Source organism: Priestia sp. JV24 (assembly GCF_025910025.1).
GTDB classification, from domain to species: domain Bacteria; phylum Bacillota; class Bacilli; order Bacillales; family Bacillaceae_H; genus Priestia; species Priestia megaterium.
This window is the reverse complement of sequence record NZ_JAPCIN010000023.1, coordinates 190,606-212,681: the sequence shown is the minus strand read 5'-3', so window position 1 is coordinate 212,681 and position 22,076 is coordinate 190,606. Positions and strand designations below refer to the sequence as shown.

The 22,076-nt window shown below is 40.7% G+C and carries 22 protein-coding genes and 1 other annotated feature; all 22 genes read left to right on the top strand.

What is annotated here, in order from left to right; translation table 11 throughout:
- The first annotated feature begins 21 nt into the window (after window positions 1-21).
- Window positions 22-801 (top strand): RNA polymerase sporulation sigma factor SigG, encoded by a 780-nt coding sequence (sigG, locus tag OK414_RS22305; protein WP_013058952.1) that lies wholly within the window; start codon window positions 22-24, stop codon window positions 799-801.
- A gap of 348 nt (window positions 802-1,149) precedes the next feature.
- Window positions 1,150-1,404 (top strand): YlmC/YmxH family sporulation protein, encoded by a 255-nt coding sequence (locus tag OK414_RS22300; protein WP_013058951.1) that lies wholly within the window; start codon window positions 1,150-1,152, stop codon window positions 1,402-1,404.
- Window positions 1,405-1,478: 74 nt separating this feature from the next.
- Window positions 1,479-2,300 carry a peptidoglycan editing factor PgeF gene (gene pgeF, locus OK414_RS22295; RefSeq protein ID WP_263045064.1) on the top strand — a complete coding sequence of 274 codons (822 nt, stop codon included), beginning with the start codon at window positions 1,479-1,481 and terminating at the stop codon, window positions 2,298-2,300.
- A gap of 7 nt (window positions 2,301-2,307) precedes the next feature.
- Window positions 2,308-2,991: a YggS family pyridoxal phosphate-dependent enzyme gene (locus tag OK414_RS22290; protein WP_016765443.1), complete on the top strand. Its 684-nt coding sequence runs from the start codon at window positions 2,308-2,310 to the stop codon at window positions 2,989-2,991.
- A 16-nt stretch (window positions 2,992-3,007) separates the two neighbouring features.
- Window positions 3,008-3,472 (top strand): cell division protein SepF, encoded by a 465-nt coding sequence (locus OK414_RS22285; RefSeq protein WP_013058948.1) that lies wholly within the window; start codon window positions 3,008-3,010, stop codon window positions 3,470-3,472.
- A 3-nt stretch (window positions 3,473-3,475) separates the two neighbouring features.
- Window positions 3,476-3,745, top strand: coding sequence for a YggT family protein (locus tag OK414_RS22280; RefSeq protein ID WP_241096561.1), 270 nt, complete (start codon window positions 3,476-3,478; stop codon window positions 3,743-3,745).
- A gap of 51 nt (window positions 3,746-3,796) precedes the next feature.
- Entirely contained in the window at window positions 3,797-4,570 is a 774-nt protein-coding gene (locus tag OK414_RS22275; protein WP_034649154.1) for an RNA-binding protein, read from the top strand.
- 84 nt (window positions 4,571-4,654) lie between these two features.
- Window positions 4,655-5,149 (top strand): DivIVA domain-containing protein, encoded by a 495-nt coding sequence (locus tag OK414_RS22270; RefSeq protein WP_013058945.1) that lies wholly within the window; start codon window positions 4,655-4,657, stop codon window positions 5,147-5,149.
- 69 nt (window positions 5,150-5,218) lie between these two features.
- Window positions 5,219-5,439 (top strand) — a binding site (T-box leader).
- A 70-nt stretch (window positions 5,440-5,509) separates the two neighbouring features.
- A complete protein-coding gene (ileS, locus tag OK414_RS22265) occupies window positions 5,510-8,275 on the top strand; it encodes an isoleucine--tRNA ligase (protein ID WP_263045063.1) in 2,766 nt (921 codons plus the stop codon).
- A 170-nt stretch (window positions 8,276-8,445) separates the two neighbouring features.
- Window positions 8,446-8,733, top strand: coding sequence for a conjugal transfer protein TraR (locus tag OK414_RS22260; protein WP_013084845.1), 288 nt, complete (start codon window positions 8,446-8,448; stop codon window positions 8,731-8,733).
- A gap of 80 nt (window positions 8,734-8,813) precedes the next feature.
- Entirely contained in the window at window positions 8,814-9,281 is a 468-nt protein-coding gene (gene lspA, locus OK414_RS22255; protein WP_013084844.1) for a signal peptidase II, read from the top strand.
- On the top strand, window positions 9,278-10,192 hold the full coding sequence (locus tag OK414_RS22250; RefSeq protein ID WP_263045062.1) for an RluA family pseudouridine synthase: 915 nt from the start codon (window positions 9,278-9,280) through the stop codon (window positions 10,190-10,192). Before lspA ends, OK414_RS22250 begins: the two co-directional genes overlap by 4 nt.
- A gap of 190 nt (window positions 10,193-10,382) precedes the next feature.
- A complete protein-coding gene (gene pyrR, locus OK414_RS22245) occupies window positions 10,383-10,925 on the top strand; it encodes a bifunctional pyr operon transcriptional regulator/uracil phosphoribosyltransferase PyrR (protein WP_013058940.1) in 543 nt (180 codons plus the stop codon).
- Between the two features lie 156 nt (window positions 10,926-11,081).
- Window positions 11,082-12,389: a uracil-xanthine permease family protein gene (locus OK414_RS22240; protein WP_034649161.1), complete on the top strand. Its 1,308-nt coding sequence runs from the start codon at window positions 11,082-11,084 to the stop codon at window positions 12,387-12,389.
- 148 nt (window positions 12,390-12,537) lie between these two features.
- On the top strand, window positions 12,538-13,476 hold the full coding sequence (locus OK414_RS22235) for an aspartate carbamoyltransferase catalytic subunit (RefSeq protein WP_013058938.1): 939 nt from the start codon (window positions 12,538-12,540) through the stop codon (window positions 13,474-13,476).
- A complete protein-coding gene (locus tag OK414_RS22230) occupies window positions 13,439-14,728 on the top strand; it encodes a dihydroorotase (RefSeq protein WP_034649165.1) in 1,290 nt (429 codons plus the stop codon). The genes OK414_RS22235 and OK414_RS22230 overlap by 38 nt, the downstream gene beginning before the upstream one ends.
- Window positions 14,713-15,798 carry a carbamoyl phosphate synthase small subunit gene (locus OK414_RS22225; protein ID WP_016765438.1) on the top strand — a complete coding sequence of 362 codons (1,086 nt, stop codon included), beginning with the start codon at window positions 14,713-14,715 and terminating at the stop codon, window positions 15,796-15,798. The genes OK414_RS22230 and OK414_RS22225 overlap by 16 nt, the downstream gene beginning before the upstream one ends.
- A complete protein-coding gene (gene carB, locus OK414_RS22220; RefSeq protein WP_047930799.1) occupies window positions 15,798-19,010 on the top strand; it encodes a carbamoyl-phosphate synthase large subunit in 3,213 nt (1,070 codons plus the stop codon). The genes OK414_RS22225 and carB overlap by 1 nt, the downstream gene beginning before the upstream one ends.
- On the top strand, window positions 19,007-19,780 hold the full coding sequence (locus OK414_RS22215) for a dihydroorotate dehydrogenase electron transfer subunit (protein ID WP_013084838.1): 774 nt from the start codon (window positions 19,007-19,009) through the stop codon (window positions 19,778-19,780). Before carB ends, OK414_RS22215 begins: the two co-directional genes overlap by 4 nt.
- Window positions 19,777-20,718, top strand: coding sequence for a dihydroorotate dehydrogenase (locus OK414_RS22210; protein WP_013084837.1), 942 nt, complete (start codon window positions 19,777-19,779; stop codon window positions 20,716-20,718). The genes OK414_RS22215 and OK414_RS22210 overlap by 4 nt, the downstream gene beginning before the upstream one ends.
- A complete protein-coding gene (gene pyrF, locus OK414_RS22205; RefSeq protein ID WP_263045061.1) occupies window positions 20,690-21,412 on the top strand; it encodes an orotidine-5'-phosphate decarboxylase in 723 nt (240 codons plus the stop codon). The genes OK414_RS22210 and pyrF overlap by 29 nt, the downstream gene beginning before the upstream one ends.
- The gene (gene pyrE, locus OK414_RS22200; protein ID WP_013084835.1) at window positions 21,409-22,047 is read left to right on the top strand and encodes an orotate phosphoribosyltransferase; all 639 of its coding nucleotides are present in this window, start codon (window positions 21,409-21,411) and stop codon (window positions 22,045-22,047) included. Before pyrF ends, pyrE begins: the two co-directional genes overlap by 4 nt.
- Window positions 22,048-22,076 lie beyond the last annotated feature (29 nt).

Sequence of the window (22,076 nt, the reverse complement as noted above, 5' to 3'; positions counted from 1 at the left end):
CTCCTGTTAGGAGGGAAAGAGTTGACAAGAAATAAAGTAGAAATTTGTGGAGTAGATACTTCGAAACTTCCCGTATTAAAAAATGAAGAAATGCGAAAGTTGTTTAAACAAATGCAGGCTGGAGATGGAACAGCAAGAGAAAAGCTAGTAAGCGGAAATTTACGTCTCGTACTCAGCGTGATCCAACGTTTTAACAATCGTGGAGAATTTGTTGATGACTTATTTCAGGTTGGATGTATTGGATTAATGAAATCCATTGACAATTTTGATTTAAGTCAAAACGTGAAGTTTTCTACATATGCTGTCCCAATGATTATAGGGGAAATTCGCCGCTATTTACGTGACAATAATCCAATCCGTGTTTCTCGTTCCCTTCGTGATATTGCTTATAAAGCTCTTCAAGTTCGTGAAAGGCTTATGAGTGAAACATCCAAGGAACCTACAGCTGAGGAAATTTCAAAAGTCCTAGAAGTGCCGCATGAAGAAATTGTGTTTGCTTTAGATGCTATCCAAGATCCGGTTTCTCTATTTGAACCTATTTACAATGATGGTGGAGACCCAATCTATGTCATGGATCAGCTAAGCGATGAACGCAATCGTGATTCAACTTGGATTGAAGAAATTGCTTTGCAAGAAGGTATGAGAAGATTGAACGAGCGAGAAAAACTAATTTTACGAAAGCGCTTTTTCCAAGGTAAAACACAGATGGAAGTTGCTGAAGAAATTGGTATTTCTCAAGCGCAGGTTTCTCGTTTAGAAAAAGCTGCTATTAAACAGATGAATAAAAATATTCAAAGTTAACAAAAGCTATCTAAACTGGCAGCTGCTCGCGTTCATACAATTAATACCATTCACTTTATTTGATGTTCAACTTAATAAGCATCGTGTCTATAAAAACAGACACGGTGCTTATTTTGTATATATCAATGTATAATACATGACCAAAAGATATTCATATCCGGTTTCCTATTGCTGTGAGGACTTCTAGCTACTCGTTGAGAATGTCTTTTGATGAAAAAATGTGTAATTAGTGGACAAAATGCCTATAGAACGAGAATGGCAGAGAAAAAATAAGCTTTTCCTTCATGAAATGAAAATTTGAAAATATATATAGGCTAAGGAATAAAGTTGGCTATAGGAGGAGAGAGCATGTTAAAGATTTCAGAATTCCAGCTGAAAGATGTAGTGAATGTAGCTGATGGCAAAAAACTTGGAAATGTAGGGGATATTGATATTGACTTAACAACGGGAAAAATACAGGCCGTCATTATCGGAGGCTCTCGTGTATTGGGCTTCTTTGGAAAAGATGATGAAATTGTGATTCCATGGAAAAATATTGTGAAAATTGGTTCTGATGTCATTTTAGTACGTTATAAAGACGCATTTCAGCCTGAAGAGAATTAGTTTTTTGTCAACAGCACCTAGCAATCTGTGGTACAATATGTGAGAACAAATGAAACAAGGGATGTGTCACATACATGAATCCTGAGCCATTAAAAAAAAGCCATCACGAGTCGTTTATGTGGCTGAGCCCTTGGGTAGAAAAGAATGATATACTTGTTGCTGGTTTTACCACAAAAAATGGTGGCGTGAGTAAACCTCCATTTGCTTCTTTTAACCTAGGGCTTCACGTAAACGATAACGTAGAAGATGTTATTACAAATAGAAAAATTTTAGCAGCCGAACTAGACATGTCTTTTGAAAGCTTTGTATGTGCTCAACAAGTACATGAAGCAACTGTTCAAAAAGTAACAAAAGCCGACTGTGCAAAAGGACTCTACAAGTATGAAGAGGGCATAAAAGCAACGGATGGCATTTATACAAATGAATCTGATATTTTGTTAGCTTTATGTTATGCAGATTGTGTTCCGCTTTACTTCTATGCGCCTGATCACCATTTAGTAGGTCTAGCTCATGCTGGGTGGAAAGGAACAGTGAAAGATATTGCAGGAAATATGATTCGACGTTGGGTAGAGCAAGAAAATGTCCCGGTTGAAGATATTTACGTGGCGATTGGTCCTTCGATTGAAGATTGCTGTTATGTCGTCGATAACCGCGTCATTACACAAGTAAACGAAGTAGTTGGCCAAAATGGATATCAAGAAGTAAGTCCTGGACAATACGCGCTTAATTTAAAAAAAGTCAATAAGCTGCTGATTCAAAACGCAGGCGTATTGCCGGAACGAATTTTAACATCGTCGTATTGTACAAGCTGTGAAGATGACCTGTTCTTCTCACATCGCCGCGACCAAGGGAAAACAGGACGCATGTTTAACTTCATAGGCTTTAAGGAGGAGTAATTACATAGTGACAGCTAGCGTAAGTGAAAATCTAGAAGCAGTTCAACAAACAATTGCTGAAGCGTGTAAAAAAGTTAATCGAAATCGAGAAGATGTAGAGCTGATTGCTGTAACAAAATACGTTTCCACAAAACGAGCAGCAGAAGCAGTGGATGCCGGCATTTTACATCTCGGAGAAAACAGGGATGAAGGTCTTCTAGAAAAGTATGAATCAATCGGTGAGAAAGCGACCTGGCATTTTATCGGAAGCTTACAAACAAGAAAAGTAAAAAATGTGATTGATAAAGTTGACTATATTCATTCACTAGACCGATTATCTTTAGCAAAAGAAATTGATAAACGTGCAGAACATCGTATAAAATGTTTTGTACAAGTTAATGTTGCCGAAGAACAATCAAAGCATGGCCTTGCTGTAGAAGATGTAATTCCATTTATTCAATCTCTTGAAGCATTTGCAAATATCCAAGTGGTCGGATTGATGACCATGGCTCCTCACACAGATGAAGAGTCTACGCTTCGCAGCTGTTTTCAAGGTCTAAAAAAATTGCAGAGTCGTATACAAGAACTAAATTTGCCATATGCACCGTGTACAGAGCTATCAATGGGAATGTCAAACGATTATGCAATTGCAATTGAAGAAGGAGCAACATTCATTCGACTAGGAACCACGTTAGTTGGGAATGAACGTTAAGGAGGTGTAATTCAAGATGAGTATGAAAAATCGCTTTAGAAGTTTTTTTGCTCTTGATGACGATACTGAATATGTAGAAGAACATTACGAAGAAGAAGAGTCGGTAGAAGAGCCTGTACAGCAGTCGAGACCAGCGAAAGCTAGTCAGCAGCCGAATCAGCAGCAAAACGTGATTAGCTTGCAAAGCGTTCAAAAATCATCAAAAATGATGCTTTGCGAACCTCGCGTCTATGCCGAAGCACAAGAAATTACGGATCATTTAAAAAATCGTAAAGTCGTAGTTGTTAATTTACAGCGCATTCAACGAGATCAAGCAGTGAGAATTGTCGACTTTTTAAGTGGTACAGTTTATGCTTTAGGCGGGGACATTCAAAAAATTGGAACCGACATCTTTTTATGTACACCTGATAATGTAGACGTAAGCGGAAGCATTTCAGATATGATGGGAGAACACGATACAACAAACGTAAAGAGGTGGTAGTTTTTGCACATCGTTTTTGGGATTCTTGGACAATTGATTGGTCTTTACTCATGGGCACTGATTATTTACATTTTGATGTCTTGGGTACCCGATGTAAGGGCGTCTAAGTTTGGTCAGCTGCTTGGCAGTATTTGTGAGCCTTACTTAGAGCCTTTTCGTAAAATCATTCCACCTATTGGCATGATTGATATTTCACCTCTTGTTGCAATCTTTTTATTGCGATTTGCTGAAAGAGGCGTGTATTCACTTAATAATGTGGTGGGTTTTATTTAAAAAAGGAATCGCTGGATTCCTTTTTTACATACCAATAGTAGGAGTAATAATATGTCTATTTATGAACATTTTAGGCAAGAAGAACATGGATTTATTGACCAGGTTCTTCAGTGGAAAGAAGATGTCCTACATCAATACAGCCCAAAGCTAACGGACTTTTTAGATCCAAGAGAGCAGCATATTGTGACGGCTATTGTCGGGACTGAAGGAGAGGTTCAAGTTTCATTTGATGGTGGACAACCGTTTGCTGAACGCAAGCGTGCGCTGCTATACCCGGATTACTATGTACCTGAAAGTGAAGATTTTCAGTTGCATATGTACGAGCTCAATTATCCTAAAAAGTTTGTGAAGATTGAACATCCTCAAGTTCTTGGTTCGGCGATGTCCTTAGGACTGCGCCGTTCAAAATTTGGCGATATTTTGGTCGCGGGAGACGATATTCAGCTCGTAGTTGCAGAGGAAATTTCTTCTTATATTGAGATGAATTTAACATCAATTGGAAAAGCCAAAGTTTCACTTTCTTCTATTCAAAGAGAGCAGCTGCATGTTGTAAAAGAAGAGCTGGTTGAACACGTTTATACAGTTTCTTCAATGAGGCTTGATGTTTTGCTGTCGACCATTCACAATTTATCAAGACAAAAAGTCCAGCCGTTTATTGCAAATGGAGCGGTAAAAGTAAATTTTAAAGTCATTGAACAGCCTTCTTTTGAATGTCATGAAGGTGATATTTTGTCACTTCGTGGTCACGGCAGAAGTCGTATCGTTTCACTTGAAGGCAAAACCAAAAAAGAAAAATGGCGAATTGTTGTAGGAAAGCAGAAATAAAGAAATCTACTAGCAGGAAATTTTAAAAATATGTCGAATAAACCATTACTAATGACGTAATGAGACAACACGGAGGTGGCCTAGATGCCTTTAACCCCTTTGGATATTCATAACAAAGAGTTTAATCGCGGATTTCGCGGATATGATGAAGATGAAGTAAATGAGTTTCTTGACCAAGTAATTAAAGACTATGAGCTGGTCATGCGTGATAAAAAGGAGTTAGAAGGAAGAGTATCTGAATTAACAGATCGTCTTGGACATTTTACTAACATCGAAGAAACGTTAAATAAATCAATTTTAATTGCTCAAGAAGCAGCGGAAGATGTGAAGCGAAACGCTGAAAAAGAAGCGAAGCTCATTATAAAAGAAGCAGAAAAAAATGCGGACCGTATTATTAATGAAGCACTGTCTAAGTCTCGTAAAATTGCGATGGACATTGAGGAGACGAAAAAGCAGTCTAAAGTATTTAGAACTCGTTTCAAAATGTTAATCGAAGCACAGCTTGAAATGTTAAACAGCGACGACTGGGATCAGTTGATGGATTATGAGATGCCAGCGCTAGAAGAAAAAATTGACTAGTCCAGACATCATCTTGACTTCTCACGTTTTGTTGTCATATAATTTGGTAACAGATGAAATTTCATATCAAACAGTACGGAGACAGGGACAGTAGCTTTTTTAGTTTGTCAAAGCGAATCGAGGATGGTGTGAGCTCGATAACAAACAAAAAAGTGAAAATCACCCTAGAGTACCATTGCTGAACTGATGATAGTAAGCAGTGGCGGTTTATTCACGTTACGAATGCAAAGAGGATTTGCGTACAGCAAATCTACTAGGGTGGTACCGCGGGAGGCCTTCTCGTCCCTTTTTGGGATGAGGAGGTCTTTTTGTTATGGTACAAAAAGATATGAAATTTACGTTTTTTTTGGAGGGTAAAACATGGAATATAAAGATACATTATTGATGCCAAAAACTGAATTTCCAATGCGTGGAAATTTACCGAACCGCGAGCCTAAAATGCAAGAACAGTGGGCTGAAATGAATATTTATGAAAAAGTACAAAAACGTACGGAAGGCCGTCCGCTATTTGTCCTGCATGATGGACCTCCATATGCGAATGGCGATATTCACATGGGACATGCATTAAATAAAATTTTAAAAGATTTTATCGTTCGCTATAAGTCGATGTCAGGCTTCTGCGCACCTTATGTACCAGGCTGGGATACACACGGTTTGCCAATTGAAACAGCTTTAACAAAAAATAAAAAAGTAAACCGCAAAGAAATGACGGTAGCTGAGTTCCGTAAGCTTTGCGAACAGTATGCTTGGGAACAAGTAAACGGCCAGCGTGAGCAGTTTAAGCGTTTAGGTGTACGCGGAGATTGGGATAATCCATATGTAACGCTTCAGCCGCAGTACGAAGCGCAGCAAATCAAAGTGTTTGGTGACATGGCGAAAAAAGGCTACATCTACAAAGGGTTAAAACCTGTGTACTGGTCCCCTTCAAGTGAATCTGCTTTAGCAGAAGCGGAAATTGAGTACTATGATAAGCGTTCAGCTTCTATTTATGTAGCGTTTAACGTAAAAGATGGTAAAGGTGTGCTTGAACAAGATGAAAAATTCATCATTTGGACGACAACACCATGGACAATGCCAGCTAACCAAGGGATTGCTGTCAATCCTGAGCTTCAGTACAGCGTAGTTGAAGCAGATGGAGCAAAATATGTAGTGGCAACTGAACTGATTGAAACAGTTGCTAAAGAAATTGAATGGGCTGACTATAAGACGCTTCGTACAGTAAAAGGTTCAGAACTTGAGCGTGTAGTAGCTGAGCATCCAATCTACAAGCGTGAGTCATTAGTTGTTCTTGGCGATCACGTAACAACGGATGCTGGTACTGGGTGTGTTCATACAGCACCGGGACACGGGGAAGACGACTTTATCGTTGGTCAAAAATACGGTTTGGAAGTTCTTTGTCCAGTCGACAGTAAGGGTCATATGACGAATGAAGCACCAGGATTTGAAGGGTTATTCTATGATAAAGCGAATAAGCCGATTACAGACAAACTAGAAGAAGAAGGCGCGCTGTTAAAATTAAGTTTCATTACCCACTCATACCCACATGACTGGCGTACAAAGAAACCAACAATTTTCCGTGCCACAGCACAGTGGTTTGCGTCTATTAAAGATTTCCGTGAAGATTTATTAAAAGCAGTAGAAAAAACAAAATGGGTGCCTACTTGGGGTGAAACGCGACTTTATAACATGGTGCGTGACCGCGGCGACTGGTGTATTTCTCGCCAACGTGCATGGGGCGTTCCGATTCCGGTATTTTATGCTGAAAATGAGGAGCCAATCATTACGGACGAAACAATCGAACACGTATCAAATCTATTTAGAGAACATGGATCAAACGTATGGTTTGAGCGTGAAGCAAAAGACTTGCTTCCGGAAGGCTTTACTCATGAAGGAAGCCCAAATGGCCGCTTCACAAAAGAAACAGACATCATGGACGTATGGTTTGACTCTGGTTCTTCACATCAAGCTGTTCTTGAAGAACGTGAAGACTTACAGCGTCCGGCTGATTTGTATTTAGAAGGTTCTGACCAATACCGCGGCTGGTTTAATTCAAGTCTTTCTACAAGCGTAGCTGTAACGGGTGAAGCACCTTATAAAGGGGTACTTAGCCACGGATTTGCTTTAGACGGTGAAGGTCGCAAAATGAGTAAGTCATTAGGAAACGTTGTAATTCCAGAAAAAGTAATGAAACAACTAGGTGCAGATATTTTACGTTTATGGGTAGCTTCTGTAGATTACCAAGCTGATGTTCGTGTATCTGATAATATTTTAAAACAAGTAGCAGAAGTATATCGTAAAATCCGCAACACGTTCCGTTTCTTACTAGGAAACTTAGCGGACTTTAATCCAACAACTGATGCTGTAGCTGTTGAAGACCTTCGTGAAGTAGACCGCTACATGCTTGTGAAGTTGAACAAATTAATGGATAAAGTGAAAAAATCTTATGATTCATATGAATTCTCAAGCATTTATCACGCAGTGCATAATTTCTGTACAATTGATATGAGTTCATTCTACTTAGACTTTGCAAAAGATGTATTGTACATCGAAGCAGAAAATAATGTAGAGCGCCGCAGCATTCAAACGGTCCTTTATGAAACGTTATTATCGTTAACGAAATTAGTGTCTCCAATTCTTTCTCATACAGCAGACGAAGTATGGGTTCACATTCCAAATGTAACGGAAGAAAGCGTGCAGCTAGTTGATATGCCAGAGGTTCAAGAAATCGAAGGAGCAGATCAATTAGTAGAGAAATGGGATGCATTCATGGAGCTTCGTGATGAAGTATTAAAAGCGCTAGAACAGGCTCGTAATGAAAAAGTAATCGGTAAGTCTTTAGAAGCAAAATTAACGCTATATCCAACAGCAGATACGAAAGAACTGTTAGCATCTATTTCTGAAAATGTAGGTCAACTCTTCATCGTTTCAGATCTTGAGGTAGCAGAAGGTGAAGCACCTGCTGAAGCACAAAAATTCAGCTATGCTTCAATTGTTGTAAGTAAAGCAGAAGGTGAGAAGTGTGAGCGCTGCTGGGTTGTATCACCAACAGTTGGCGAAGATCAAGATCACCCGACTTTATGTACACGCTGTGCGGATGTTGTAAAAAATCACTACGTTCAGCAGTAATTAACAAAAACACGTCCTTTTTGGGCGTGTTTTTTGCTGTACGAAATTCCCAAATACAATGGTATAAAGCATTTAAAGCCTTAGGAAAAACTTGTGTTGTAGATTCGATGGAAAACTCGGTAAACCTAACATCATTAATACTTCATCTTATCAGCACAGGAGGCGTTTGAATGTATGAAAATTATCTTTCCATTGGACAGGAATTAGCTCTTATTAAAGAAGAATTACAAGATCGCCTATTGAGATATGCTACAGAACAATCTGGTTATATAGATGAAAAGGAACGTTACGTAATAGAAATGATTAAAGCCGATTTAAAAGATGTAGAACACGCGTTAGCAAAGCTTGACGTTGGTGCGTTCGGAATTGATGAACTAACTGGCGAAGTGATGTCTATTCATAAATTAAAAGTAATGCCGACGGCCCGCACAAATGAAGATTTATTTGTTTTATGGTGAGAAGCGAGAAAAAAAATGAATTATGTGCTAAAATGCTTTAGTATGGATTCGTTTGATTTTATTGCGGGAGGAAAACGTGTGTGTTTTATTATCTTATCGCTTTAGCTGTTATACTTATTGATCAGGTAACAAAATGGATGATTGTAAAAGAAATGTATTATGGACAAAGCATCACCGTGATTGAAAACTTTCTTTACATTACCTCTCATCGTAACAGAGGAGCCGCGTGGGGGATTTTACAAGGACAGATGTGGTTCTTTTATCTGATTACGGTGGTTGTGGTAGTCGGTTTAATAATTTATATTCAAAAGCTCAAAAAACAAGATAAATGGTTCGGTATTGCGCTAGCATTAATGTTAGGCGGCGCCATTGGAAACTTTATTGATCGAGTGGTCCGTAAAGAAGTAGTTGATTTCGTAAATACATACATCTTTACGTATGATTTTCCGATTTTTAACGTAGCTGATTCGGCACTTGTCGTCGGAGTAATCATCATGTTTATTATGACGCTGTTTGAAGGGAAAATGAAGAAGGAGCACAAAGAATGAATGTAATTGAAACAGTTATAAATGAAGAACAAGCGGGAGAACGTATTGATAAAGTACTTTCGACTGTAAATGCAGAATGGTCACGTTCACAAGTGCAGCAATGGATTAAAGAAGGTCACGCAAAAGTGAACGATAAAACCGTTAAAGGAAACTATAAATGTAAAACAGGAGACGTTATTATTATCGAAGTGCCGGAACTAGAAGAGCTTGATGTGGTAGCGGAAGAAATGGATTTAGATATTTATTATGAAGATCAAGATGTGCTTGTTGTAAATAAACCTCGCGGCATGGTTGTACATCCAGCTCCTGGTCATCATAGCGGCACGCTTGTAAACGGCCTAATGGCTCACTGTAAAGATTTATCTGGTATTAACGGCGTTATGCGCCCTGGTATCGTTCATCGAATTGATAAAGATACATCCGGTTTACTTATGGTTGCAAAAAATGATTTAGCTCATGAATCACTAGTTAGTCAGCTTGTAGCTAAAACAGTGACGCGTCGTTATAAAGCTATCGTTCACGGAGTAATTGCGCACGATCACGGTACAATTGATGCGCCAATCGGCCGAGATAAACAAGATCGTCAAAGCATGACGGTGACTGATGAAAACAGTCGTGATGCAGTGACGCACTTTACTGTATTGCAGCGTTTTAAAGATTTTTCACTAGTCGAATGTAAGCTAGAAACGGGGCGAACACACCAAATTCGCGTTCATATGAAGTATATTGGTTTTCCGCTTGCCGGGGATCCGAAGTACGGACCGAAAAAAACGCTTCCGATTGACGGACAAGCGCTTCATGCAGGTGTATTAGGCTTTATTCACCCTCGTACAAATGAATATATGGAATTTGAAGCACCGGCTCCAAAAGAGTTTAATGAGATGCTAGAGCTTATTGAAAAAAGAAGTTGACAACTGCCATAAGTGATGGCATACTTGTATTAACTTAATAAGAACCTTTAAGAACAGTCCAGAGAGGCTGAGAAGGAAACGGTGCAGAAAAGGCATATTTATAGCCTTTTTGAAGAAATATGTTTAAAACCAAATCCTCTTGCCTCAAGGCAAGAGGATTTTTTTATGTCAACAACTTGAGGTGAAAACAGTGAACGTAAAAGCTACCGTACTTGATGAACAGGCTATACGCCGCGCTTTAACTCGAATTGCACATGAGATTATTGAAAAGAATAAAGGAATCGAAAATTGTGTGCTAGTGGGGATTAAAACGCGAGGTATTTATATCGCAAAACGTTTAGCAGAACGAATTGCACAAATTGAAGGAAATACATTGCCAGTCGGAGAACTAGACATCACGCTTTACCGAGATGATTTATCGAAAGTGACAAGCAATGATGAGCCTCTTGTAAAAGGATCAGATATTCCGACAGATATTGCAAATAAGAACGTCATCTTAGTAGATGATGTGTTATATACGGGCCGTACGGTTCGAGCAGCACTTGATGCACTGATTGATATCGGCCGACCTGAACTCATTCAGCTGGCTGTCTTAGTGGATAGAGGGCACCGCGAGCTACCGATTCGAGCAGACTATGTTGGTAAAAATGTACCGACAGCTAAAAGTGAAAAAATTGCGGTGCATTTAATGGAAGTAGACGAAAAAGACCACGTGTCTATTTACGAAAAATAAATTATATACCCTTTTAAATGGTAGTCCCGTGAGGCTGCAAAAGGGGGGTCACTATACAAGGAAAACTATACTGCGGTATAGCGTCTTCCTTGTATGCTGAAAACCTCTTTGCCTCTGCGTAAAGAGGTTTTTTAATAGTGATAGGAGGAAAAACATATGAGTCAACAACGAGATTTTGTACTTGATATACATGATAAACCAAAAGCAGTAAATTGGTTAACATTGAGTCTACAGCATTTGTTTGCAATGTTTGGGTCGACGGTGTTAGTGCCGTTCCTAGTCGGGTTCAGCCCGGCAATTGCTTTGATTTCAAGCGGGGTAGGAACGCTTGCTTTCCTGCTCATTACAAGAGGTCAAATTCCTTCTTATCTTGGTTCATCGTTCGCGTTCATCACGCCAATCATTTTCGCTAAAGCTTCGTTTGGACCTGAAGAAACGATGGTTGGTTGTTTCTTAGCCGGACTTGTTTATGGAATCGTTGCTTTGATTATAAAAGGAACAGGAATCAATTGGATTATGAAGCTGCTTCCTCCGGTTGTAGTAGGACCAGTTATTATGGTTATAGGCTTAGGACTGGCTAATACAGCAGTAGGCATGGCTATGAACGATGCAAAAGGAAATTACAGCTTAACTTACCTGATGGTTGCGCTTGTGACACTAGCGATAACAGTTGCTTGCTCAATCTTCTTTAAAAACATTATCAGCCTGATTCCGGTACTGATGGGAATTATCGGCGGATACATCTTCGCTTATACACAAGGATTGGTAGACTTTTCAAAGGTAGTGAAAGCGGAGTGGATTGAAGTACCTCACTTCTACGTGCCGTTCGTCACATACACGCCGTCCATTTCATTAGGGATTGTGCTTATAATGGTACCTGTAGCAGTCGTAACACTCTCAGAACATATCGGACACATTCTTGTCTTAAATAAGATTGTGGATCGAAACTATATTGAAAAGCCAGGGCTGCACAGATCGATTTTAGGAGACGGAGTAGCAACTATGCTTGCTGCGCTGATCGGCGGACCGCCAAATACAACATACGGTGAGAACATCGGAGTGTTAGCCATCACAAAGGTGCTTAGCGTATTTGTGATAGCAGGAGCAGCAGTCTTCGCGATTTTGTTCGGGTTTGTCGGCAAAATCAACGCTCTTATTTCAAGTATACCAACGCCGGTCATGGGCGGGATTTCAATTCTCTTATTCGGAATCATTGCTTCATCAGGCTTGCGCATGATGGTGGATGCAAAGGTAGACCTTGGATCAAAACGAAACTTAATGATTGCTTCGATTATCTTAGTGTTAGGAATCGGAGGAGCACACTTAGATATCTCAGAACATGTAAAGGTTGATAGCATGGCACTGTCTGCTATCATGGGAGTTCTGCTGAATCTAGTTCTGCCGAAAGAGAAGATAAAAGAAGCAGAAAACGTTCAACAAACGTCAGCACGAAAAATTTCATAGAACGCCTTTTAATTGAAATCCAGAGAGGTTTCTAAGGGTGTGTGAAAAGCGCGTTATAGACGAAGCTTGTTTTCTTACACCCTTTCTAAGTTAGAAAGGGTGTTTTTTATAAAGAAATGCGAGGAAAGCAAAAATGGAGGGAATCGATATGAAACATTTAGTGACAGTCTCAACACTAGAAACAAATGAAATTCTAGAGATTTTAGACAGCGCTGAAAACTATCGAACGAATAAACAAGGCTGGAAACCGGAAGAGAAAATGTTTGTTGCCAACTTATTTTTTGAAGCGAGCACGCGTACTCGATGCAGCTTTGAAATGGCAGAACAGCAGCTAGGATTAACAACAATTCCGTTTGAAGTAACAACTTCAAGCGTCCAAAAAGGAGAAACGCTTTATGACACGATTGAAACATTAGCTTCAATCGGCGTTCAGTCAGTTGTTATTCGCCACCCGCAAGATCGTTATTATGAAGCACTGCAGGAAAAAGTATCGATTCCCATCATTAATGCAGGAGACGGATGCGGTCAGCATCCAACTCAGTGTCTGCTTGATCTACTGACGATTCGCCAAGAGTTCGGCTCGTTTAAAGGATTAAAAGTCGCAATAGTCGGAGATTTGCGACATAGCCGCGTAGCGAGATCGAATGCTGAAATGCTGACAAAACTAGGGGCGACCGTATATTTTGCGGGACCTGAAGAATGGAAAGATGAAGAGAACAGACACGGTACATATCTTGATATCGATGAAGCAATCGAAACGGTCGATGTTGTGATGCTGCTGCGTATTCAATTTGAAAGGCATGAAGAGAACACTTCAGAGCTTGCACAGAACTACCACAGCCGCTTCGGATTGACCGTTGAACGAGAGCGGAAAATGAAATCACATAGCATTATCCTTCATCCAGCTCCTGTAAACAGAGGAGTCGAAATTGCAGATGAGCTCGTTGAATGTGAACGCTCAAGAATTTTTAAACAAATGCAAAATGGCGTGTACATTCGTATGGCAGTATTAGCAAGAGCGCTACAACCAATTGAAAGGGGACTTAATAATGACAACAATTATCAAAAATGCTACATGGTTAAATGAAGGGAAAATTGAACAAGTCGAACTGAAAATTGAAAATGGTGTAATTGCTGAAATAGCTTCACACATCGACGTAAAGAATGAAGAAGTCATTGATGCAGGCGGGAACTTCTTATCACCGGGTTTAATCGATGTCCACGTTCATTTGCGCGAGCCAGGGGGAGAAAAGAAAGAAACGATTGAAACGGGTACTCTAGCAGCGGCAAAGGGCGGTTTTACAGCAATTGCTGCAATGCCAAACACGCGTCCAGTTCCGGATACTGTTGAACAAATGGAGTGGGTAAACAAGCGTATTGAAAAAACAGCACATGTTCGCGTATTGCCATACGCATCGATTACCACCCGCCAATTAGGAAAAGAACTAACGGACTTTGAAGGCTTAAAAGAAGCGGGCGCATTTGCTTTTACAGATGATGGAGTAGGCGTTCAGTCAACAGGAATGATGCTAGAAGCGATGAAGAAAGCCGCTTCATTAAATAAAGCAATCGTTGCACACTGTGAAGATAATGATTTAATCAACAAAGGCTGCGTCCACGACGGAAAATTTGCAAAAGAACATGGACTAAACGGTATTCCTTCTATCTGTGAAGCCGTTCAAATTGCACGAGATGTCCTGCTTGCTGAAGCAGCAAACTGTCACTACCATGTGTGTCACGTAAGTACAAAAGAATCCATTCGGGCCATTCGGGATGCAAAAAAAGCAGGCATTCGCGTAACCGCAGAAGTAACGCCTCATCATTTACTGCTAAATGAGGAAGACATCCCTGAGCTTGATTCAAATTTTAAAATGAATCCACCGCTTCGAGGAAAAGATGATCAACAGGCATTAATTGAAGCTTTATTAGACGGAACGCTTGATTTTATCGCCACTGATCATGCACCGCACACAGCCGACGAAAAAGCAGAAGGCATGGAGCTTGCGCCGTTTGGGATTGTGGGACTTGAAACAGCTTTCCCGCTTCTTTATACAAACTTGGTATTAAAAGAAGTAATGACGCTAGAGCAGCTAGTATCATATTTAACAAACAAGCCTGCTGACACGTTCAACCTTCCTTATGGCACCATCGAAGTAGGGAAACCAGCAGATTTAACTATCATTGATCTTGAAACAGAAAAAGCAATTAATCCAGAAGAATTTGTATCAAAAGGTAAAAATACGCCGTTTGCTAACTGGGTATGCAAAGGTTGGCCGGTAATGACATTAGTAGAAGGTAAACGAGTATGGGAGGATGTTAAAGCATGCAACGTCAACTAATTTTAGAAGATGGAACAGTATTTATCGGAAAAGGATTCGGCAGCGACAAAGAAATGATAGGAGAAGTTGTTTTCAACACGGGAATGACAGGATATCAAGAAATTCTATCTGATCCATCATACTGTGCACAAATTGTGACATTAACATATCCTTTAATCGGAAACTACGGTATTAACCGCGATGACTTTGAGTCGATTGAACCAGCTGTACACGGTTTGATTGTAAAAGAAATTTGTGATGCTCCTTCAAACTTCAGAAGCGAACTATCAGTAGATGAATTTTTAAAACAAAAAGATATTCCAGGATTAGCTGGAATCGACACGAGAAAATTAACGAGAAAAATTCGTCAGCACGGTGCGCTTCGCGGACGCGTGTGCAACATGGAAGTCAATGTAGAAGAAGTGGTAGCACAGCTTCAAAATCATGAACTTCCGACTGATTCAGTAAAAAAAGTATCAACAGTGAAGCCTTACCCAAGCCCAGGCAGAGGTAAAAAAGTGGTACTCGTTGACTTTGGAATGAAACACGGAATTTTACGCGAATTAACAGCTCGTCAATGCGACGTGATTGTGGTTCCTTATAACGTAACTGCGCAAGAAATTCTTCAATTAAATCCAGATGGCATCATGTTGAGCAACGGACCTGGAGACCCAAAAGACGTACCTGAAGCAATCGAGATGATTCAAGGGGTTTTAGGAAAGGTTCCTCTTTTCGGAATTTGTTTAGGACATCAGCTGTTTGCGCTAGCATGCGGAGCAGATACAGAAAAAATGAAATTTGGTCATCGTGGATCCAACCATCCTGTAAAGGATCTAAAAACCAATAAAGTAGCTCTTACATCTCAAAACCACGGCTATACAGTATGTGAGCCATCTCTTGTCAACACGCCATTAGAAGTGACACATGTTGCGCTTAACGATGGAACAGTTGAAGGAGTAAAGCATAAAGAATATCCGGCATTTACGGTTCAATATCACCCTGAAGCATCACCGGGACCTGAAGATGCAAACGGATTGTTCAACGAATTTATGGATCTTATGAAAAACAATCAGAAAGTAGGTAATTGCTAATGCCAAAACGTCAAGATATTAACACAATTCTCGTAATCGGATCAGGACCAATCGTCATCGGACAGGCGGCAGAGTTTGACTATGCAGGAGCGCAAGCGTGTATTGCGCTAAAAGAAGAAGGATACAAAGTTATTCTTGTGAACTCCAATCCTGCAACAATCATGACAGACTCAGAAATGGCAGATAAAGTATATATTGAACCTCTAACGGTTGAATTTGTAAGCTCAATTATTCGTAAAGAACGCCCGGATGCACTGCTTCCAACACTTGGCGGTCAAACGGGACTGAACTTAGCGGTAGAATTACACGAAACGGGTATTTTAGAAGAATTTAATGTAGAAATTCTCGGGACAAAATTATCGGCGATTGAACAAGCTGAAGATCGTGAGCAGTTCCGTTCACTAATGAATGAACTAAATCAGCCTGTCCCAGCAAGTGAAATCATTCATTCGCTAGACGAAGCGTATGCGTTTGTTGAACAAGTAAACTATCCGGTAATCGTGCGTCCTGCTTATACGCTTGGCGGTACGGGAGGCGGAATTTGTAACAACGAGCAAGAGTTGATTGAAATTGTAACAAGTGGATTAAAACACAGTCCTGTAACACAGTGCTTACTTGAGAAAAGCATTGCAGGCTTTAAAGAAATTGAATATGAAGTAATGCGCGACGCAAACGATAATGCGATTGTAGTATGTAATATGGAAAACTTTGATCCGGTCGGTATTCATACAGGAGATTCAATTGTTGTAGCACCAAGCCAAACGCTAAGCGACCGTGAGTATCAGCTGCTTAGAAATGCGTCACTAACAATTATCCGAGCGCTTAAAATTGAAGGCGGATGTAACGTTCAGCTAGCACTAGACCCAGAAAGCTTCCAGTATTACGTAATTGAAGTAAACCCTCGTGTAAGCCGCTCATCGGCTTTAGCATCAAAAGCAACAGGGTATCCAATTGCAAAATTAGCAGCAAAAATTGCGGTAGGCTTAACATTAGATGAAATGATGAACCCGGTAACTGGGAAGACATACGCATGTTTCGAACCAGCACTAGATTACATCGTATCTAAAATTCCACGCTGGCCGTTTGATAAATTTGAATCAGCTAACCGTAAACTGGGTACACAGATGAAAGCAACAGGGGAAGTAATGGCAATTGGCCGCACGTTCGAAGAGTCAATTTTAAAAGCTGTACGCTCACTTGAGTCAAACGTTCATCACTTAGAGCTGAAAGATGCGCATGAATTTGATGATGCCATTATTGAAAAACGTATTCGCAAAGCTGGTGATGAGCGATTATTCTACATCGCAGAAGCGATTCGCCGCGGCGTAACAATTCAGCAAATTCATGACTGGAGCAAAATCGATCTCTTCTTCTTAGTAAAACTTGAAAAAGTGATTGCTTTTGAAAATGTGTTAAAAGAAGAGATTCATAACGTAGAAGTTTTACAGGAAGCAAAAGAAATGGGATTTGCAGACTGCACGATTGCTAAGCTGTGGAATCAAACAGAGCGTGAAGTATATGACTTCCGCAAACAAAATGGCGTGATGCCAGTATACAAAACGGTAGATACATGTGCAGCAGAATTTGAATCTACAACACCATATTTCTACGGTACGTTTGAAGATGAAAACGAATCGATTGTTACAGATCGTAAAAGCGTTGTAGTGTTAGGGTCAGGACCAATCCGCATCGGGCAAGGAATTGAGTTTGACTATGCAACAGTTCACTCCGTGTGGGCGATTAAAGAAGCTGGATACGAGGCGATTATTGTCAATAACAATCCAGAAACAGTATCAACTGACTTCAGTATTTCAGATAAATTATACTTCGAGCCGCTGACGATTGAAGATGTGATGCATATCATCGATTTAGAAAAACCAGAAGGTGTGGTTGTACAGTTCGGTGGTCAAACAGCAATCAACTTAGCAGACGAGCTAGAAGCAAGAGGGGTCAAGATTTTAGGAACGTCGCTTGAAAGCTTAGATGCAGCGGAAGACCGTAAAAAATTCGAAGCGACGCTAGCGCGTTTAGAAGTACCTCAGCCTCTTGGAAAGACAGTTACATCCGTAGAAGAAGCAGTGGTTGTGGCAAAAGAAATTGGTTATCCGGTGCTTGTACGACCTTCATATGTACTAGGCGGACGCGCAATGGAAATTGTGTATAAAGAAGAAGAACTGCTTCACTATATGGAACACGCGGTAAAAGTACACGCTGATCACCCTGTGTTAATCGACCGCTACTTAACTGGAAAAGAAATTGAAGTCGATGCCATTTCAGACGGTGAAACAGTGGTTATTCCAGGGATTATGGAACATGTAGAGCGCGCGGGTGTACACTCAGGTGACTCCATTGCTGTATATCCACCGCAAACTCTGTCACAGGATGTAAAAGATACAATCATTGATTACACAACACGTATTGCAAAAGGCTTAAACATTATTGGACTGCTCAACATTCAGTTCGTCTTATCAAAAGGAGAAGTGTTTGTTCTTGAAGTAAATCCTCGTTCAAGCCGTACGGTGCCGTTCTTAAGTAAAATTACGCGTATTCCGATGGCGAATGTCGCAACAAAAGTTATTTTAGGAACAAGTTTGCGAGAGCTTGGTTATGAATCAGGCATGCACCCTGAAGAAGAAGGTGTCTACGTAAAAGTGCCGGTCTTCTCATTTGCAAAGCTGCGTCGCGTAGATATTACGCTTGGACCTGAAATGAAATCTACTGGAGAAGTAATGGGGCAAGATTCAACGTACGAAAAAGCATTATATAAAGGACTAATTGCGTCAGGTATGTCCATTAAGCCGTACGGTTCAGTACTTATGACAGTAGCGGATAAAGACAAAGAAGAGGCAACAGCGCTTGCGAAGCGTTTTGCTAACATCGGCTACCAGGTGATTGCAACGGAAGGAACAGCTTCAACGTTTACAAAAGAAGACATTCGCGTAAAAGTAGTAAATAAAATTCATCATGAAGATCACAATCTTTTAGATGTGATACGAAAAGGTGAAGCGCAGCTTGTCATCAACACGCTAACAAAAGGAAAACAGCCTGCGCGTGACGGATTTAAAATTCGCCGTGAAGCAGTTGAAAATGGTGTACCTTGCTTAACATCACTTGATACAGCAGAAGCGATTTTACGAGTGCTTGAAACGATCAGCTTCCATACAACACCAATGAAAAAAGTTCGTCCAACTAAAGAGGTGACAACCGTATGATCAAACATGAAATGATGCAAGTCGTCAGTCAGCGACCGTTAACACACAATGTATATGAATTAACCCTTCAAGGCGAGCTTGTTCGTTTCATGAATGAGCCGGGGCAGTTTGTGCATATCCGCGTCAACAACGACTATTTGCCACTGCTTCGCAGACCAATCAGTATTGCAGAAATTGACCAAACGCACGAACAATTTACGATGATTTACCGTGCAGAAGGGGCGGGAACATCGCTGCTTGCCGAAAAACAAGCCGGACAGTCGATTGACGTGTTAGGTCCGCTTGGCCACGGTTTTCCATTGGAAGCGATAGAGTCGGGTCAAACGGCTTTATTAGTAGGGGGAGGCATTGGAGTGCCTCCGCTCTATGAGCTTTCAAAAAGACTTCGTGAAAAAGGCGTGCAGGTTATTCACGTCCTAGGTTTTCAATCAAAAGCAGACGTATTTTACGAGCGAGAGTTTTTAGCTTTAGGAGAAACATATATTGCAACGGTAGACGGCTCTTACGGAACAAAAGGTTTTGTCACAACGGTGATTGACGAGCAGCAGTTTTCATATGACGTTATGTTTTCATGCGGTCCAACTCCGATGTTAAAAGCACTAGAAAATAATTATACAAACAAGCCGCTTTACATTTCTTTAGAAGAAAGAATGGGTTGTGGAATCGGTGCTTGTTTTGCATGTGTATGCAGAGAAAGTGAAGATTCTACGGCGTATAAAAAAATCTGCAGCGACGGTCCCGTCTTTCAAGCAGGGGAGGTGCTTCTATGAGTATGCTAAAAACGACATTGCCAGGATTAGATTTGAAAAATCCAATTATGCCCGCATCCGGCTGTTTTGGATTTGGGCGTGAGTATGCTCAATTTTATTCACTTGATGCACTTGGAGCCATTATGATTAAAGCGACTACTGCGGACACTCGTTTTGGCAATCCAACTCCTCGCGTAGCAGAAACATCTGCAGGAATGTTAAATGCGATTGGATTACAAAATCCTGGGTTAGAAAAAGTAATGAACGAAGAGCTCGTTTGGCTTCAGCAATATGATGTGCCGATTATCGCGAACGTAGCCGGTGCTTCAATTGAAGAATATGTGCACGTGGCAAAAGAAATTTCAACCGTATCAAATGTAAAAGCACTTGAATTGAATATTTCATGTCCTAACGTAAAAGAAGGCGGAATTGCGTTTGGCGTAGATCCTGTCATTGCTGCTCGTTTAACAAAAGCAGTAAAAGATGTTTCAAATGTTCCAGTTTATGTTAAACTATCACCAAACGTATCAAATATTGTAGACATGGCAATGGCTGTTGAAGAAGCCGGCGCGGATGGCTTAACGATGATCAATACGCTTCTCGGGATGCGTCTGGATTTGAAAACAGCTCAGCCGGTTTTAGCGAACGGCACAGGCGGACTGTCAGGACCTTCAATTAAACCGGTAGCGATTCGAATGGTGTATGAAGTGAGCCAAAAAGTGAACATTCCAATTATCGGTATGGGCGGAGTGACGACTGCTGAAGATGCACTTGAATTCTTATATGCAGGTGCAAGTGCAGTAGCGGTTGGGACAGCAAACTTTGTTGATCCGTATGTATGCCCGACCATCATTGACGAACTGCCAAGGCTATTAGCATCATTAGGGTACGAGCATGTTTCAGAATGTATTGGAAGGAGCTGGAAAAAGCGTGAAGCAACCGTTAATCATTGCTCTTGATTTTTCATCAATTAACGATGTACAGCAGTTTTTAATGCCTTTTCAACAAGAATCATTATTTGTGAAAGTAGGCATGGAACTGTTTTATAAAGAAGGGCTATCCATTATTTCTGCATTAAAAGAGCAAAACCACCAGATTTTCTTAGACTTAAAGCTTCATGATATTCCAAATACGGTAAAGCAAGGAATGAAGTCTTTGGCTTCTCTTGAAGTGGATTTGGTTAACGTTCACGCAGTCGGCGGGATGAACATGATGCAAGCAGCCGTTGAAGGACTTGACTTAGGAACCGCTGCTGGCAAAAAGCGTCCGGATTGTATTGCGGTTACTCAGCTAACGAGTACATCGGATGAAATGCTAAAAGAGCAGCAGCTCATTACCCACTCGATGCAAGAAGTGGTTACGCATTATGCAGCGCTTGCTAAAAAAAGCGGACTAGACGGCGTTGTATGTTCTACTCATGAAGTGCCTTCGATTCGAAAAGCAGCAGGAGAGGACTTTTTGACCGTAACGCCGGGTATTCGTATGGGCGCAGATTCAGTAGATGACCAAGTCCGTGTGGCAACGCCTCAGCTGGCGAGAGAATATGGCTCAAGTGCCATTGTGGTTGGACGTTCTATTACTAAAGCAAAAGACCCGCTTAAAGCATATTATGAGATGTTACAGCAGTGGAAAGGGGAGCGTATTACGCGATGACAAAACTACGAAAAGAAATTGCAAAACAATTAATTGATATTGAGGCAGTAAGCCTTCAACCGAACGATCCGTTTACGTGGGCCTCGGGAATTAAGTCGCCTATTTATTGTGACAACCGTCTAACGCTTAGCTACCCAAAAGTGCGAAAAGAAATTGCAAAAGGTCTGCAGCATTTAATTAAAACGTATTTTGCCAATGCAGAAGTGATTGCTGGTACCGCTACAGCTGGTATCCCTCATGCAGCATGGGTAAGTGAAGCGCTAGAGCTTCCAATGTGCTATGTGCGAAGCAAAGCAAAAGAACATGGCCAAGGAAATCAAATCGAAGGAAAAGTAACAAAAGGTCAAAAAGTAGTTGTGATTGAAGATTTGATTTCAACTGGAGGAAGTGTGTTTACCGCAGTCGATGCATTAAAAGCGCAGGGGTGTGAAGTGCTGGGAGTTGTGTCTATCTTTACATATGAGCTGGAAAAAGCGCGTCAGCTGTTTAAAGAAAAAGAACTTCAAGTTTATTCGCTAACAGACTACTCTACGCTAGTAGAAGCGGCAAACGAAGCGGGATACATTGAAGAAGAAGCGATGGACAAGCTATTTAAATGGCGTGAAAACCCTTCAGACCCTTCATGGATGAACTAAACTAGGTCATAATAAAACCCCCCCTTTCT